Genomic DNA, 15871 nt, shown 5'->3' with positions numbered 1-15871 from the left:
AAGACCCCGAGGCGGCCGGCCCAGCCAGGTCCTTCGCGTTGGCTCAGGATGACAATCGATTGTTGGCGGTCCATCCTACCCCTGCCCGGCCGCCGTCAACGCCGAGTACGGGAAAAACACGCGGCGCAGCAGGGCGAAGGCGTAATCCTGGGCGGCGCCGGTGGCGAGGATGACCAGCTGAATGGCCAGCACGCCGTCGAGGTGGAGGTAGCGGTTTTGCTTGTAGAGCAGCAGCCCGATGCCGCCTTCCGACTGGTAGAGCGTTTCCACCAGGGTTATCATCGTCCAGATGATGGCGAAGTTCTGGCGCACCACTTCCAGCATCAAATCCAGCTTGCCCAGCACGACGACTTCCCAGAAGCTGCGCCACTCGCCCAGGCCCAGGGTGCGGGCGTGGTCCATTTCCTCCTGGGTGGTGGTCAGAATCACGCTGGTTATGCCGGTGACCAGGTACACGGTGGTGGCAAAAACCAGCACCGACAGCTTTACCTCGTGGCCGGAGCTGAGCAGCAGGGCCATGAAAAAGGTGAGGCCGGTGAGGGTGAGGTAGCGCATCTTGGTGGCCGCGTAGGCCAGTGGGCGGAAGAAGGGCAGCGCCGTCAGGTACGACAGCAGCAGGGCCAGCACGGTGCCGATGGCCAGGGCCTGCAGGGCCGTCGTCATGCTGGCCCACAGCTCCGGGATGAGGCCTTGCCCCGTGGTCAGCTCCCCGAGGGCCCGCAGCACCTGGCCCAGGCTGGGGAATATCTGCACCGGGTAGAAGGCCCAAAGCAGCAGCAGCACCAGCACCTGCAGCGCCACCATCGTGGTGAAGACCGCGCGGCGCGGGGTAGCATTGGGAGAGAAAAGCTCTTTCATGGGGAAAGACGTAGCGCGGGCTTTAGCCCGCGTTTGCCAGGACGTTTGGCGTTGAACGAGCTGATTATTAGCTGGCCGACGCGGGCTGAACCGCCGGAAGGCGAAGCCAAGCCCACGCTACGGCAGCCAGTTGATTACTATCTGGCGGACGCGGGCTAAAGCCCGCGCTACTGCCGCCGCAGGAAGGGGCCCTGTTACCGGCAGGGCCCCTTCGGCAGCTTGCGGATACTCCACTAGCGGGGGTTGGAATAGGATAAAGCACGATGGATAGCAGGGCCCGCAAGACCCGTTAGTTGCCGAGGACGATTTCGACGCGGCGGTTTTTGGCGCGGCCGTCTTCGGTGGTGTTGGCGGCCACGGGCTCCAGGGCGCCGTGGGCGTAGACCTGCACGCGGCCGTCGGGAAACGAGGAGCGGCTTTTCTGTTCGAGCCAGCTTTTGACGGCCAGGGCGCGCTGCTCCGAGAGCTGCTGGTTGCTGGCCGGGGCGCCCACGTTGTCGGTGTGGCCGTGCACGGCCACTTTCAGGCGGCCGGCTACCACCAGGTCGTCGAAGAGGCGGTTGAGGTCCTGCTCGGCGGCCGGGGTGAAGGCGCTGCGGCCGGTTTCGAATTCGATGTTCCAGGCCCGGCGGCTCACGCGCTGGCGGATTTCGTCGTCGGCGGCAAACTGCTGCTGCTCGGCCGGGGCAATGGTTTTGCCTTTGTACTGCTGCTGCAGCTTCTTCAGAATGCTCAGGTCCAGCATCTGGTCCAGGGGCACGTAGCTGGGCAGCTCTTTGGGGTAGAGCTTGCTTTGCACGTCGCCGAAGGTTTTGTAGACGGAGGCGTAGATGTTGGTGCCGCCGTTGTCGAGGCCGAACAGGGTCAGGTTGTCGGCGAAGTTGAAGGCCTTGCTGCCGCCCAGCTCCACCACTTCGCCGGTGCGGTCGGCTTCGCTCACGCCCTTGTAGTAGCGCAGCCAGTAGGCGCCGGGCTTGTCCTTGTCGCCGTACACTTCCGAGGAAATATCGGCGGCGCGCTGCAGGGCTTCGGGGTGGCTTTTCACCTGGTCGCCGGCCACGGCCAAGGCGGTGATGATGCCCTGTACTTCCTTCTCGTGGGCCTGGTACCAGCGCTTGGTCGTGACCATAATGTTGGGCATCTGGTTGGAGTAGTCCTTGGTCGAGACGATGTTCACGAGGCCGCCTTTCTGCTTGGCAATGTTCACGTCGCCGGGCGTCCAGGTGGCCACCGCGTCGGCTACCACGTCAACGCTTACGCCGGTGCTGCGGCCCTTGACCACTTTCAGACGCTGTTCGGGCTTGCCGAGGATGTATTTCTCGGCGGCCACCAGGAAGTCGGAGGCGGCCATGAAGTTCACCGCTTCGGGGTCGTAGGTCGTCTCGTCGGGGTTGACTTTAAGACCGTTGTCGGCGCACCACTTCAGGGCAATGTTCTGGTCCCCGTCGCGCAGGTAGCAGGCAATGGTTTTGCCCTGGGCCGCTTTGGGGTTGTCGAGCCATTCTTTCGGGCCCATCAGCTTGTCCTCGCCGAACGACTTACCGGGGCTGTAGGGTAGAATCTGCAGGCCGGTGCCGGCTTTTTCCAGCTGCTGCTGCACGGCCGAGAAGGCCGGCAACCCGTCGCCCATGATGCTCACGATGAGGCCCGGGGTGTTGGGGTTGTTCTGCAGGTCGAGGGCGTTTTTGACGAGGTCGGCCTGCATCTTGGCCACGTCGTCCTGGCGCACAATCTGCATGTCGATGCCGTTGGCAGCCATGGCCGAGCCCTCGGTGCTGCGCGGGCCGCCGTTGGCCAGCATGGCGCCCATCTGCGAGTTCCAGGCCATTACTTCCCAGGTCACCGGGGTGCCTTTTTCGGCCGGCGTGGCGCCGGGCAGCGGGGCCAGCGGCACCGCCAGGTTGGTGCGGGAGCCGCCCGATTGGGTGGGCAGCTCGATGGAGTTGAGCAGCACCGATTGCGTTTCGGCTTTCTGGAAGACGGCACCGCTGCTCACCAGCTTGTTGATGCCGAAGTAAGCGGCCAGCACCAGCAGCAGGCCGATGACGATTTTACCGCGAGTAGTCATGGTAGGTAATGTGAAAAATGTGGTTGAGAATGTGCGGAATGTGGGAAATGAGGCGAGTGTGGGGAAGTGCGTTTGGGAATGTGTAGCGTGAGCAGAATGAGGAAATATGTTGTCTGATTTTTCGGGCAGGTTGGCGTAACCGCTCTGCCGTACTGCCCTCATTTTTCACATTTCACACATTCCCCTCCACATTCCCCCACATTCAGCTCTTAGTCCAGCAGCTTGCCGAAGGCGTCGTTGCTGGCCTGGGCCACGGTGCGGGGCGTGGCGGCCGGGGTTTTCTCGTCGAGCAGGGCGTTGAAGTCGCCTTTCTGGTAGCGTTCCAGCAGCTGCTGGCCCTTCTGGCTCATCACCCCGTTCTGGATGTCCATTTCCTTCACAAAGGCCTGGGAGTAGCGCATGGCCTGCTTGATCTGGCCGAGCTTCTGGGCCATGTCCTGGGCCACGCGGTCGGTAGCCAGGTCGAAGAAGTACTTCTTGTCCGGGTCGCCGCGCAGAATGTTCATGGCGGCGCGCATGCCGGAGCTGGTGCGTTTTACCAGCTCGTACTCGTCCTTGAGCAGGTTGACCTTGAACTTGGAGTTGTCGATCTGGCGCAGGGCGGCTTTCAGGATCTGGCGCATCACCAGGCTCACGTTGGCCGTCGTGGTGAGCATGGGCTGCAGGCGGGCGTTGTAGTCTTCCAGCTGGGCGGCGCGGGAAGCGTACTGCTCGGCGGCGTCCTTTTCGCCCTGGCGCTGGGCCGAGGCCGCGAGGCTCAGGTATTCGCGCATCTGCTGCTTGTTGCCCTCCATCTTGCGCTTCACCAGCTCGTGGGCGCCCTCCACGTGGGCCACCTCGCCGTCCATTTTCTTGGCTTCCTGCTCGGTGTTGCGGATGTAGTCCTGCATGATGCCGATGGGGTCCGTCTCGACGAAGATGCCCGCCGCGGTGCGGAACACCCGCTGCCCGGCGTACCACAGCCCCGCCTTAATCCGCTTGCTGGTGACCAGCATAATCAGCACGAACAAGGCGCCCAGGCCCACGCCCAGCTTCACCGTGTCGAACACCATGTCGACCAGGAAGGGCACGATCTGGCCCCAGAAGTACACCCCGGTGCCCACGAGGCCCGCGAGAAAAATCCAGCCGGCGACTTTCTCCGGCTTCTGCCATTTGACGTTGCCGGCGTCCGAGCCGGTGGTTAAAAGGGAAGTGTCCATGTTTCTTGAGTGGTGAGATGGTGAAATGGTGAAATGGTGATTGGCGAGATAGTGCTTGGTGAGTCTGATGTTGGGGAGGCCCAAACCGCGCAGATTGCGCCGCAAGGCCGTCAAACTCACCATCTCACTATTTCACCGCTCCCAGGGTCAGCAGAAAGTTCTGGGCGGCCTGGAAGTGGGCGCGCAGCTCGGTGGCGGCGTTGGCGTTGGCTAGCTCGTAGGAGGCCAGGGCCATTTGGGCGCGCTGCCGCTCCTCCCCTAGCTGCTGCTGCGTAGCCTGCAACTCCTGGCTTTTGGCTTCCAGCTGCCGGGTCAGCTCGGCCAGGTCGGCCTGCAGCTTCTGCTCCTGGGCCAGCAGCTGCACGATGGTGCTGGGGCGGGTGTTGGGAATCTTGATTTCGCCGAGCTTTTCCTGGTGGCGCTCCAGCACCTTGTTGCGGTCCGACTGCAGGGTGCGCTCAAACTGGTCGGCCGAGGCCAGCAGCTCCGGCACCGAGAGGCCCGTCACCGCCGCAAAGGCGTGGTAGGCCGTCTGGTAGAGCACCGGCCCAGTCAGCCCGCTGGCAGCCATGCTCCTGACCATCTTGGTGTAGGCCACGAAGTCCTTGCCGTTGCCGGCCAGCAGCCCATTGATGTGGTCCAGGTGCCGCTGCTCGGGCTGCGCGGGAGCAGCCGGCGCGGCGAGGCTGAAACCGGGCAGCGGCGCCCCGGCAGCATTCGGCGCGGCCGGGGCCGCTGCTGCGAAGGGCGGGGCTACCGGCCCGGTGCCGGGCAGGGGCCGCGGCTGCGGGGCCGGTTTGGGAGCCGCCGCGCCGTCTTCTTCGATGAAGAAGTTTTTGGTGGCTTTGGCGAGGTTGTCGAAGATGGCCATGGAAAAAGGCGGTTAGGGTAACGTCTTGCGGGACGCGGACCCTAAGCCAATCCAGGTGCCGACGGCGGCCGGCCAAATCAAGGTCATTTTATTTCACCTTGATTATCAGCATATAAAAATCAAGCAAGCCTTCACTGACCCGGCCAGAAAACGGCAAACCCTTCCGTTTTGGAAGGGTCTGGTTTGTCGAAAAGGTTGCCCTCCGTTTCGGCCAGCACCTGGCGGATGTGCCGGGCTTCGAGGGCGCGCAGGCTCCGGTCGTCGGGGCTAAAGCCGGGTAGGCCGGCGCCGGGTGCGGCAGTGGCGTGAAACTCGTCGGGCAGGTAGGCAGCGGCCAGGGGCTGGGCGTCGGGGGTGAGAATGGCGGCGCGCTCCAGCACGTTCTTCAGCTCGCGCACGTTGCCGGGCCAGTCGTAGCGCTGCAGCAGGCGCAGGGTTTCGGCCTCCAGGCCGGGCACGCGCTTGCTCATGCGGGCGGCGAAGTAGCGCAGGAAATACTCGGCCAGGGGCTGCACGTCCTCGGGCCGGTCGCGCAGGGGCGGCACGGGGATGGTGAAGACGGAGAGGCGGTAGTACAGATCGGGGCGGAACTGCCCGGCGGTGGCTTCCTGCTTGAGGTTGCGGTTGGTGGCCGCTACCAAGCGCACATCCACCTTGGTGGGCTTGGTGTCGCCGAGCTTGGTGAAGGTCTGCGTTTCGAGCACCCGCAGAAACTTGGCCTGTACCGCCAGCTCCAGCTCCCCGATTTCGTCCAGAAACAAGGTGCCGCCCGAGGCTTCTTCCAGCAGGCCCTTCTTGTCGCCGAGCGCCCCAGTGAAGGCGCCTTTCTTGTAGCCGAACAGCTCCGATTCGAGCAAATCCTTCGGAAAAGCCGAGCAGTTCACCGCTACGAAGGGCTTGGAGCGCCGCCCCGAAGCCTGGTGAATGGCTTGGGCAAACAGCTCCTTGCCCGAGCCGGTGGGCCCTTCCAGCAGCACGGTGGCGTCGGTGGCGGCTACCTGCCGGCCCAGGGTCTTGGCCCGCTCCAGCGCCGCCGCGTGCCCGATCATCGACTCAAAGGAGTGCTGGGCGCCCACCTGCCGCTCCAGCTCCTGCACGCGGTAGCGCAGGCGGGCCTTTTCGGCGGCGCGCTCCACCAGCACCGGCAGCTGGTCGTTGGAGTCGCCCTTGGTGAGGTAGTCGAAGGCGCCGTCCTTCATGGCCTGCACCCCGTCGATGATGGTGCCGTAGGCCGTCATCAGAATGACTTCCGCCAGCGGGGCCTTCTGCTTCAGGCGGGGCAGCAGCTGCACGCCGTGGGCGTCGGGCAGCTTCACGTCGCAGAGCACCACCAGCACCTGCGGGTGCTGCCCGAGCAGTTCCAGTCCCTCGGCGGCGTTGACGGCCTGCAGCACGTGGTAGTCTTCCAGCTCGAGCAAGCGGGCCAGCAGCTGGCGCAGACGGGGTTCGTCGTCGATGATGAGGATAGTGCCTTGGGGCATGGCGCGGGCGCGGCGGAAGGTGAAGGGCCGCGGCGCAAAGGTGCCAAAAGGCGTCTAATTCCGGGCGCGGCGGCGGCCATTCACATCATCGGGGCCGCGGCCGGGGCCCGGCCGGCTGATTCCCGGGCGCAACCCGGCAAACTCCAATCAACGCCGCAGAACCCTCGCATCATCGTGGCATTGATCTGTACGTCAGCGCGGTAGACCTTTGCCCTGTCGGTTCGGCACGGCTGACCGATGCTGCTCCTGCTCTTTCTGCGCTATGAAAACGCCCCTTGCTTCTCCCCTTTTCCTGCTGCTCGGTTGCGGGCTGCTCAGCGGCCTCGGCGCCTGCCAGCGCCAGCTGTTCAGCGGCCCCACGCCGCCCGCCCTGCTGGCCACCGACCCCGCCGTGCGCCAGTTGCAGTTCGGCTACGGCAGCGCCTATTCCAGCCACCGCACCACCTACACCCTGCGGGCCGACGGGGTGCTGCTGGCCCAGGCCGGCATTGGCCTGCCGACGGGCAGCCCGCCCACGGCGGCCCTGAAAGTGCCCGCCGCCCAGGCACGCGCCGCCTTCCGCCGCCTCGCCGCCCTGTCCGCCGACAGCCTGTACTTCGAGCAGCCCGGCCCGCATTATTACTTCCTCGAAGGCTGCACCGCAGCCGGCCAGCCCGTGCGCCTGGCCTGGGGCCGCCCCGATACCCTGGCCCCGCACGGCGCCCGACAGCTCTACCAGCAGCTGCAGGCCCTGCTGCCGCCCAGCCTGTAACCTCCTGCTTCCAGCCCCTTGCGCCCCGTTTTGGCGCCGTGGCTTCCCTGATACATCCGCCGCCGTCTGTCCGCCCAAACCCAACCCGCCGTTCACGAAAAAAGCCCCGCGCCAGAGCTGGCACGGGGCTTTTCGTTTCAATCAAGGTTCGCTGCTTAGCTGCGCACCACGCGCAGCTGCCGCTTGAGCCGCTCGATGCGCTGCTTGGCCTCGTCGATGCGGCCCTGGTACTCCTCGCGCAGCTGGCCGGCGTTCTTCGAGCGGGCGAAGAAGTCCAGGTTGGTCTGCAGCGTGGCCACGTCGTTTTCCAGCTCGTTGATGTCGCGGCGCAGGTTTTGCTCCTTGCGGTACAGCAGCTGCTGGGCCTCCGGGTTCGACTTCAGGCGCTGCACTTCCAGCTGGAAGCGCTGCTCGTCGCGCTCGGCGTAGCTCAGCCCGGGGATGGTGTCGATGTACTTGCCCATCAGCTCCAGGAACTTCTCCTCGGCCTGGGCGGCGCTGCCGCCGCGGCGGCCCGGCTGGGGCACCTCGCTCTGGCTCCACTCGGCCACCAAAGCCTGCAGGCCTTCCTGGGTGCCGGGGTTGTCTTCCGACAGCACGGCCACCTGCGAGGCAATGGCGTCGAGGCGGGCGGCCTGCTCCTGCGAGAGTTGCTGCTGGTGCTGCTCGCGCTGGCGCGTCTCGGTCTGCTTCCGCTCGAAGAACGAGTCGCAGGCGGTGCGGAAGCGGTGCCAGATCTTGTCCGACTGCTTCTCGGGCACGCGGCCGATGTTTTTCCACTCCTTCTGCACCCGAATCACCACCTCGCGGCCTTCCTCCCAGTTGGGGTTCTGCAGCGCGGCCTCGGCCTCCTCGCACAGCGCGATTTTGGCCTTGAGGTTGCGGTTTTTCTCCTCGTCGAGGGCCTTGAAGTATTGGTTTTTGTGCTGGAAGAAGCCCTTATAGGCGCCCCAGAACTGCTTGTTCATGGTTTCGGCCTGGCTGCGTGGCACAAGGCCGGCGGCGTCCCACTGCTCCTTCAGGGCCTGCAGCTCGTCGGTTTTGGCCCGCCACTCGTTCACGCGGTCGGTCTTGAACTCGCCGAAGGGCAGAATCTGGGCCAGTAGCTCCTGCTTGCGCTGCAGGTTGGCGTTTTCCTGGGCCGAGCGGGCGTCCACGAAGGCGCGCTTGCGGTTGTGCACCTGCTCGGAGGCTTGCAGGAAGCGCTGCCACAGCGGCTCGCGCATGTCGTTGGGCACCGGACCCACGCCCTTCCACTCCTCGTGCAGCTGGCGCAGCTCGGTCAGGGCCTTGTTGATGCTCTGCTGGCTGACCAGGGCCTCGGCGCGCTGAATCAGCGTTTCCTTGGCTTCGAGGTTGCGGCGGCGGTCCAGCTCCTTCATTTCGAAGAACAGGCCGCGGTTGTTGTAGTAGATGTCGAGCAGGGCGTGGTAGCTGTTCCACAGCTCCTGCGACTGGGCCTGCGGTACCGGGCCGGTGGCTTTCCAGTCGGCCTGCAGGGTCTTGATGCGGGCCGAGGAGTCCTTGGTTTCGGCCGACTCCACCAGCTGCCGCAGCTGCGACAACAGGTGCTGCTTGTGCACCAGGTTTTTGGCGCGCTGCTCGTCTTCCTGCTTGGCATCGCGCACGCGGGCGTCGCGGTACTCCTGCATGTTCTTCGTCACCTCGGCGTAGTGCTCGGGGCCGGCGAAGTTGAAGTCTTCGGCCTGGTTGCCGGCCTCGGTGAAGCGCTGCCGGGCGGCGCCGCGCTCGTGGCCCACGCCCTGCTCGTACTGGCGGTGCAGGTCGAGGATCTGGCGGCGGTTCTGGCGGGCATCGGGGCGGCGCAACAGCTCCAGCAGGTAGGCACCCTGGGCCACCTGGTCGAGCTTGGTGAAGTCCGGGGCCGGGGTTTCCGGCACGTAGTCCTCCTCGTCGTCGTGGTGCGGGGCGGCGTGGGCCGCTTCCGTGGCCGATTCGTTGTTGGACGTGGGCAGGGCGGCCAGCGGAGCCGGCGCGGCCTCCAGCGCCTCGGCCGAAGCCAGGGGCTGGGCGGGCAGCGTTACGGCCAGCGGTTCGGAAGATTCGGCGGGCGCAGCCGGAGTTACGTCGGGCTGAATGGCCTCCACGGGCGGCTGGTTTTCCGAGGCCTGAGCCACGGCGCCGGGACCCTCGTTGCCGTAGTGCTGCTCGGCGCGCTGCTGGGCAGCCGAGGGCTCCGCCGCCGGAGCGGCTTCGGCTTGCTGCTGCTCGGCAAAGGCCTTATTGGCAGCCGACTGGCCCAGGTCAGCTACAGCCGGGCTTGAAGCCGGTTCAGCGGCGCTGGTGCTGGCCTCGGCCGGCACGACGGGCGTGGTTTCGGTGCCAGCGGTACCGGGGGCCGCCGTGGCATCGACGGGAGCCGGGGCGCTCTGGTTGGCGTGCTCGGTGATGTCGTCGGCGGCAGCGGCGGCTACGGGTGCCGGGGCAGCGGGCTGGGCCGAGGGCGAAGCATCGGCGGGCACGTCGGGCGTGGCCAAGGAAGCGACGGGCGTGGAAGCGGCCGGTACCTCTGCCGCGGGCGAGGTGGCGGCCGTCGGGGCCGTGGGAGTGGCGGATTGGGTTTCAGCAGGGGCATTGCCAGCCTCGTCGCCTTGACGGGACTTCGCAATTTCGGCCAGCCGGCGCTCCAGGATGCTCATCGGCGACTCCTGTTCGGGCTCGGGGCGGTTGGGGGCGGTGTTCTCGTTCTCCGGTTGCATGGTTCTCTCTCAACAAGACTGCCCGGCGGCCCCAGGAAGTGGGCAGGCCGGGCAGGCGATGTACGTTAGTTCAGGCGCGGGTCCACGGGGTAGTTGGACAGCAGGCGGTAGCGGCCGCCTTTTTCGCGCAAAATGGCCTGCCAGAAGGCATCAGTGGTCAAAGTAAACACTTTCCCGGCAGCATTCGGGTGCACTATCCAGGTATTTTCCTGCACTTCGCCGGCCAGCTGCCCGGCCGTCCAGCCCGAATAGCCGACGTACAGGCGCAAGTTGTTCTCCGTCAGCTCACCGGCCGCGATGAGGCCGAGCAGGATTTCGAAGTCGCCACCCCAGTACACGTCGGAGCCCAACGACTCGGCGCCGGGCAAATCGGCGCGCTGGTGCAGGTAGTGCAGGGTATCGGGCTGCACGGGGCCGCCTACGTGCAAGGGCAGCGTGGCGGCGGGGTGCTCGTCGCCGCCGGGCAGGTTCATGGCGTCGCCCAGGCGCACGGTGGTGGGGCGGTTCAGCATCAGCCCGAAGGTGCCGTCCTCCTCGTCGTGGCGGCACAGCAGTACCACCGACCGCTCGAAGTTCGGGTCGCCCAGGAAAGGCTGGGATATCAGCAGGCTACCGCTGCGGAGTTCGGTGGACATGACGCGAAGGGGGCTGATAAGGGTGAAAGATATTACCACGGACGCTCGGCACGGCGCAAAGATGCGCGAAGAAATGGCACGCGCAAGTTTGGGTGGGGCCCTTAGCCTTACGTTGACGGGGGGCCTGCGGGTTCCCGGGACAGGTGACAGGTGACAGGTGACAGGTGACAGGTGACAGGTGACAGGTGGGTACTGCGGGCGACGGAATTGGTTGCAACCGGGCGGCGGGTATTTCTGGAAGGGCCGCGGAGCGGTTTGGGGTGCTTCTGCCCAATAACGCGGCACCTGTTACCTGTCACGTGTTACTTCTCTACTTTTACGCCCGGTTCATTTTGCCGCCCTATGCAAGACCAACACCTGGCCGACCTTCGCAAAACCTACGCCCAGCACGAGCTGAGCGAAGCCGCCGCCGACGCGGACGCCCTGCGCCAGTTTCGCCGCTGGCTCGACGAAGCCCTGCAGGCCCAGGCCGACGAGCCCACGGCCATGACGCTGAGCACCGTGGGCCCCGACGGGCAACCGTCGGCGCGCATCGTGCTGCTCAAAGGCCTGCCCGACGACGCGGGCTTCCTGTTTTTCACCAACTACGACTCGCGCAAGGGCCGGGAGCTGGCCGCTACTGGCAAAGCCGCCCTCACCTTTTTCTGGCCCGCCCTGGAGCGGCAGGTGCGCGTGGAGGGCACCGTGGAGCAGGCCCCCGACCAGGTATCGACGGAGTATTTCCAGAGCCGGCCGCGCGGCAGCCAGCTGGGCGCCTGGGCCTCGCCGCAAAGCCAGGTCATCGGCAGCCGCGAGGAGCTGGAACAGCGCGAACAAGAGGTGGAGCAGCGCTTCGCGGGCCAGGACCCGCTGCCGCGCCCCCCGCACTGGGGCGGCTACGTACTGCGCCCCCACCGCCTGGAATTCTGGCAGGGCCGCCCCTCCCGCCTGCACGACCGGCTGGTGTACGAGCGCACCGCCGCGGGCTGGCAGCGCAGCCGGCTGGCGCCTTGAGCTTAATTAATAATTAAGAATGAAGAATTGATAATTGGCGTGTTGGCTTGCGGGCGCCTCTCTGGTTCTTTCATTATTAATTATTAATTCTTCATTCTTAATTAAAAATGGCCGAAATCCAACCCGTGCGCGCTTGGCGCTACAATGCTGAGCTGAGCCAGCGCATTGATGATTACGTGTCGCCGCTGTTCGACGTGGTGTCGCAGAAGCAGCGGGAGACGCTGTACCGCAACCCCCTGAACAGCATCCACCTCTCCGTGCCGCGGCCCGGGCCCGACCCCAGCGGCGAGGCCCTGCGCCGGCTTACCGACTGGGAGCAGTCGGGGGTGCTGCGCCAGGACGCGCTGCCGGGAATTTACGCCTACTACCAGTATTTCCGCCTGCCGGGCAGCCCGCAGGAGTTTGTGCGCAAAGGCTTTATGTGCCACATCCGGGCCTACGACTGGGGCGAAAACGTGGTGCTGCGCCACGAAAATACCCTGCCCGCGGCCGTCAACGACCGCGCCGAGCTGCTGGCCCGCACCCAGTTTCAGACCAGCGCCACCCACGGCCTGTACCGCGACGACAGCCACGAGCTAGAGCGCTACCTCGACGAGGCCATTCTGGATCCGCTCTGCCAGACCGAGGAGGACTACCAGGGCGCCCGCGACGTGCTGGCCGTCATTCAGGACGCGCGCGTTATCCGCCGCTTCCAGCAGCTGCTGGCCGAGCGGCAAATCATTCTGGCCGACGGGCACCACCGCTACGAAGGCTCCCTGGCTTACCGGCAGGCCCGCATGGCCGCCGAACCGGCTAATACCGGCGCGGAGCCCTGGCATTTCCACCTGATGTACCTCACCAACGCGGCCTCGAATGATTTGCGCATCCTGCCCACCCACCGCCTGCTGCTGGAGCTGCCCGGCGGCCTGACGGACGCGGAATTTCTGGCCCGGCTGGAGCCCTACTTCGTCGTCACGCCCAAGGAGGATGCGGGGGATTTGCCCGACATTATTGCCGGCAAGCCCTGGGCCTTCGGGCTGTACCTGAGCGGGCAGCCCTACAAGCTGCGCCTGCGCCCCGAGGTGCACGAGCAACTCAGCTGGGACACCACGCCCGAGGTCAAGCAGCTGGATTTGACGGTGCTGCACTACTTCGTGCTGGAGCGGGCCCTGGGCATCGTGGGGCCGGATGCGCAGCGGCAGTGGCCGGGCGTGACCTACGTGCGCAACTTCCCCGAGTGCCTGCAGCGCGTGGACCGCGGCGAGGCCCGCGCGGCCCTCATTACCAACGAGGTGACCATGCAGGAAGTGGAGCGCGTGTGCCACTCCGGGGCCGTGATGCCGCCCAAATCCACCTTCTTCTACCCCAAAACCCTCGGCGGCCTGCTCTTCACCAGCATCCGCGACACCGAGCCGGTGGGGCTGTTGGGGTAACAAGTGACAGGTGACACGTAACAGGTTAGTCGTTCCGAGCCTGGCGTATGTTACCAGTCCCTGCATCACCTTCACCTGTTACGTGTCACGTGTTACCTGTCACCAAAGAAATGCGTCTAATTCTAGCTTCTAACTCGCCGCGCCGCCGGCAGCTGATGACCGACCTGGGGCTGACCTACGAAGTGCGGCTGAAGGAAGTCGACGAGACGTACCCGGCCCAGCTGCAGCGGGCTGAGGTGGCCGAGTACCTGGCCGCCCACAAGGCCAGCGCCTACCGCCAGGATTTGCAGCCGGGCGAGGTGCTGCTCACGGCCGATACCATCGTGTGCCTCGACGAGCAGGTGCTCAACAAGCCCGTGGACGCGGAAGACGCCGTGCGCATGCTCACCCTGCTGCAGGGCCGCGCCCACGACGTGTACACCGGCGTGTGCCTGCTCACCGGCGACGGGCGGCAGGTGGTGTTTTCGGACCAAACCCGGGTGCACTTCCGCCCGCTCACGGAAGCTGAAATCCGCCACTACGTGCAGCACTACCGCCCGCTCGACAAAGCCGGGGCCTACGGCGCCCAGGACTGGATTGGGCTGGTGGCCGTCACGCGGCTCGAAGGCTCCTACTTCAACGTGATGGGCCTGCCGGTGCACCGCGTGTGGGAAGAGCTGGGTAAGCTGGGCTTCGGCCTGCCGGGCTCGGCTGACGTTCGGTAGAGACGCATATTTGCGTCTCGTCGTTGAACGGTCGGAGGGCCCCGTCCGCCGCAGTATTAGAGCAAGGTCGGCAGCTGCAGGTCAGCGTAGCTGACGACGAAGACGTAGGCGTGCGTCTGTACCCGCCGTTTGCCTGGTTTGCTTATGAACCGCCTGGACCGCCTTACCGCCATTCTGCTGCAGCTGCAAACCCGGCGCGTGGTGCGGGCCCAGGAGCTGGCCGACCGGCACGAAGTGAACGTGCGCACGATTTACCGCGACCTGCGCACCCTGGAAGAAGCCGGGGTGCCGCTGTGCGGGGAGCCGGGCGTGGGCTTTTCGCTGGCCGAGGGCTACCGCCTGCCGCCGGTCATGTTCTCGCGCGAGGAGGTATCGGCCCTGCTCACGGCCGAAAAGCTGGCCGAGCAGTTTACCGACCCCGCCACCGCCCGGCTCACCCGCGCGGCCCTGGACAAGGTGCGCGCCGTGCTGCGCCGCCCCGAGCGCGACTACGCCGAGCACCTCACCCCGCTCATTGCCGTGCGCCAGCCCCTGCGGCAGCCGCCCCCCGCCGCCGGGCCCGACGTGCGCCAGCCGCTGCTGCGCAGCCTGGCCCAGCACCGGGTGGTGCGCCTGCACTACCGCGCCGCCGCGCACCAACCCCCGACCACGCGCGCGGTGGAGCCCGTCGGGCTGTACTTTCACCTGCACTGGCACCTGCTGGCCTACTGCCGCCTGCGCCGGGAGCTGCGCAACTTCCGCCTCGACCGCATCGAAGCCCTGGAACTGCTCGACGAGAGGTTTGCGCCCCGGCCCGAAACCCTGCACAGCTACTGGCAGCAACAACAACAACGGCCGGGGCAGGCGGTGACGCTCCGCTTCACGGCCCGCGGCTACGCCCTGGTGCGCGACGACAAGTACCTCTTCGGCTGGGAGCAGGAGCAGGTGCTGCCCGGCGGCGCGGTGGAAATGACGCTGCGGGTGCACGCGCTGCCCGCGGTGGCCCACTGGCTACTGTACTTCGGCGAGCAGGTCAGCATTGTGGGGCCGGGGGCGCTGCGCGACGCCGTGCGGGACGTGCTGACGCGGGCCGCCCGCCACCACTTCCCGCCCGACGACGCGCAGCTGCCTACCGATACCCCGTAGCGTCGGCCGGCCGGCCGGGCTCCTCCACCTCGCGCAGGTAGCGCCAGCAGTCGGGCCGCGAGCCGTCGACGTCGGTGAAGCCGTAGACCTGGGCCAGCTGCCCGCTCGACAACGACTGGCCGTTCCAGCGGCTGCGGTTGGCGTCGGCGGCCAGGGCGGCCACGGCCCGGCCCACGAAGCGCGGCGTCTCGGAAATAACGAAGTGCGGCTCCTTGGCCGCCCCGTCGCGCCAGTTGGCCTCGGTCACGCCGAAGTGGTCGAGCATCATTTCCGAGCGCATCCAGCCGGGCGTGAGCGACACGGCCGTGGCCCCGTGCGGGGCCAGCTCCCGGGCCAGCGCCCAGCCCATGCGCGTGACAGCGTTCTTGACCAAATCGTAGTACACCGACAGGCGGTAGTGCGCGGCGTTGTACTCGGCCGTGCCGTCGGTCATTTCCACCACCAGGCCGCCCGGCTCGCGCAGCAGCAGCGGCAGGGCGTAGTGGCTGGTGATGAGGTGGGTATCGAGGGCCAGGCGTAGCATGCGCAGGCCGTTGGCGAGCGAATGCTCCCACACCGGGGTATTCCACTGGGCCAGCTGTTCGCCGCCCCAGATGTCGTTGACGAGCACGTGCAGGCGGCCGGCCTCGCGCTCGATCCGGGCGACCAGGGCCTGCACCTGGGCGGGCTCAAGGTGGTCGGTGGGCACGGCAATGCCCCGGCCGCCGGCCTGCGTCACCAGCTCGGCGGTTTCTTCGATGGTTTCGGGGCGGTTGTACTCCGAGCGTTGGGCCCGGGTGCTGCGGCCGGTAACGTAGACGGTGGCGCCGGCCGCGCCGAGTTCGAGGGCAATGCCGCGCCCGGCGCCGCGGGTGGCCCCGGCTACCAGGGCGGTTTTGCCGGTCAGGGGGAGTTGCATCATGGCAGATTCAGAAAAGGTACGCCGCAAAGCTGCCCGCCGGCTGCGACAACCCTATGTCAAGAACTTCTGCGTGCTCCGGTTTTTTTGCGGGTCGACGGCGGCGCGCCGGGCTTGGCGGCTGCTTGGCGGCTGCTTGGCGGCGGCCCTACCTTT

At 66.4% G+C, this 15871-nt stretch carries 13 protein-coding genes; 5 read left to right on the top strand and 8 right to left on the bottom strand.

The genetic code is table 11. The features are described from left to right. Window positions 1-75: 75 nt before the first annotated feature. From EJV47_RS24585 to EJV47_RS24565, 5 genes are all read right to left on the bottom strand, one after another. Entirely contained in the window at window positions 76-858 is a 783-nt protein-coding gene (locus tag EJV47_RS24585; protein ID WP_126695864.1) for an ABC transporter permease, read from the bottom strand. A 289-nt stretch (window positions 859-1147) separates the two neighbouring features. After that, on the bottom strand, window positions 1148-2926 hold the full coding sequence (locus EJV47_RS24580; RefSeq protein WP_126695863.1) for an OmpA family protein: 1779 nt from the start codon (window positions 2924-2926) through the stop codon (window positions 1148-1150). A gap of 209 nt (window positions 2927-3135) precedes the next feature. After that, window positions 3136-4125 (bottom strand): PspA/IM30 family protein, encoded by a 990-nt coding sequence (locus EJV47_RS24575; RefSeq protein WP_165903921.1) that lies wholly within the window; start codon window positions 4123-4125, stop codon window positions 3136-3138. A gap of 127 nt (window positions 4126-4252) precedes the next feature. Beyond that, a complete protein-coding gene (locus tag EJV47_RS24570; RefSeq protein ID WP_126695861.1) occupies window positions 4253-4996 on the bottom strand; it encodes a hypothetical protein in 744 nt (247 codons plus the stop codon). Between the two features lie 131 nt (window positions 4997-5127). Next, a complete protein-coding gene (locus tag EJV47_RS24565; protein WP_126695860.1) occupies window positions 5128-6477 on the bottom strand; it encodes a sigma-54-dependent transcriptional regulator in 1350 nt (449 codons plus the stop codon). 262 nt (window positions 6478-6739) lie between these two features. Here EJV47_RS24565 and EJV47_RS24560 point away from each other — a divergent pair, with 262 nt between their 5' ends. Then, window positions 6740-7228: a hypothetical protein gene (locus tag EJV47_RS24560; RefSeq protein ID WP_126695859.1), complete on the top strand. Its 489-nt coding sequence runs from the start codon at window positions 6740-6742 to the stop codon at window positions 7226-7228. Window positions 7229-7383: 155 nt separating this feature from the next. Here EJV47_RS24560 and EJV47_RS24555 read toward each other — a convergent pair whose 3' ends face one another. Both EJV47_RS24555 and EJV47_RS24550 read right to left on the bottom strand, forming a co-directional pair. Further along, a complete protein-coding gene (locus EJV47_RS24555) occupies window positions 7384-9948 on the bottom strand; it encodes a DUF349 domain-containing protein (RefSeq protein ID WP_126695858.1) in 2565 nt (854 codons plus the stop codon). 65 nt (window positions 9949-10013) lie between these two features. Beyond that, window positions 10014-10583 (bottom strand): YqgE/AlgH family protein, encoded by a 570-nt coding sequence (locus EJV47_RS24550; protein ID WP_126695857.1) that lies wholly within the window; start codon window positions 10581-10583, stop codon window positions 10014-10016. A gap of 342 nt (window positions 10584-10925) precedes the next feature. Between EJV47_RS24550 and pdxH the strand changes: the two genes are divergently transcribed. The 4 genes from pdxH to EJV47_RS24530 all read left to right on the top strand — a co-directional run bounded on the left by pdxH (window position 10926) and on the right by EJV47_RS24530 (window position 14817). Then, window positions 10926-11576 carry a pyridoxamine 5'-phosphate oxidase gene (pdxH, locus tag EJV47_RS24545; protein WP_126695856.1) on the top strand — a complete coding sequence of 217 codons (651 nt, stop codon included), beginning with the start codon at window positions 10926-10928 and terminating at the stop codon, window positions 11574-11576. Window positions 11577-11683: 107 nt separating this feature from the next. Continuing rightward, window positions 11684-12988: a DUF1015 domain-containing protein gene (locus tag EJV47_RS24540; protein WP_126695855.1), complete on the top strand. Its 1305-nt coding sequence runs from the start codon at window positions 11684-11686 to the stop codon at window positions 12986-12988. A 110-nt stretch (window positions 12989-13098) separates the two neighbouring features. Continuing rightward, entirely contained in the window at window positions 13099-13692 is a 594-nt protein-coding gene (locus EJV47_RS24535) for a Maf family nucleotide pyrophosphatase (protein WP_243651306.1), read from the top strand. Between the two features lie 144 nt (window positions 13693-13836). Then, a complete protein-coding gene (locus tag EJV47_RS24530; RefSeq protein ID WP_126695853.1) occupies window positions 13837-14817 on the top strand; it encodes a helix-turn-helix transcriptional regulator in 981 nt (326 codons plus the stop codon). Here EJV47_RS24530 and EJV47_RS24525 read toward each other — a convergent pair. After that, window positions 14801-15718, bottom strand: coding sequence for an SDR family oxidoreductase (locus tag EJV47_RS24525; protein ID WP_207895989.1), 918 nt, complete (start codon window positions 15716-15718; stop codon window positions 14801-14803). The genes EJV47_RS24530 and EJV47_RS24525 overlap by 17 nt on opposite strands. Window positions 15719-15871: the final 153 nt, after the last annotated feature.

Source organism: Hymenobacter gummosus, assembly GCF_003970915.1.
Classification (GTDB): domain Bacteria; phylum Bacteroidota; class Bacteroidia; order Cytophagales; family Hymenobacteraceae; genus Solirubrum; species Solirubrum gummosum.
The sequence above is the reverse complement of the archived record's forward strand: the minus strand, read 5'-3'. Positions and strand labels throughout refer to the sequence as shown.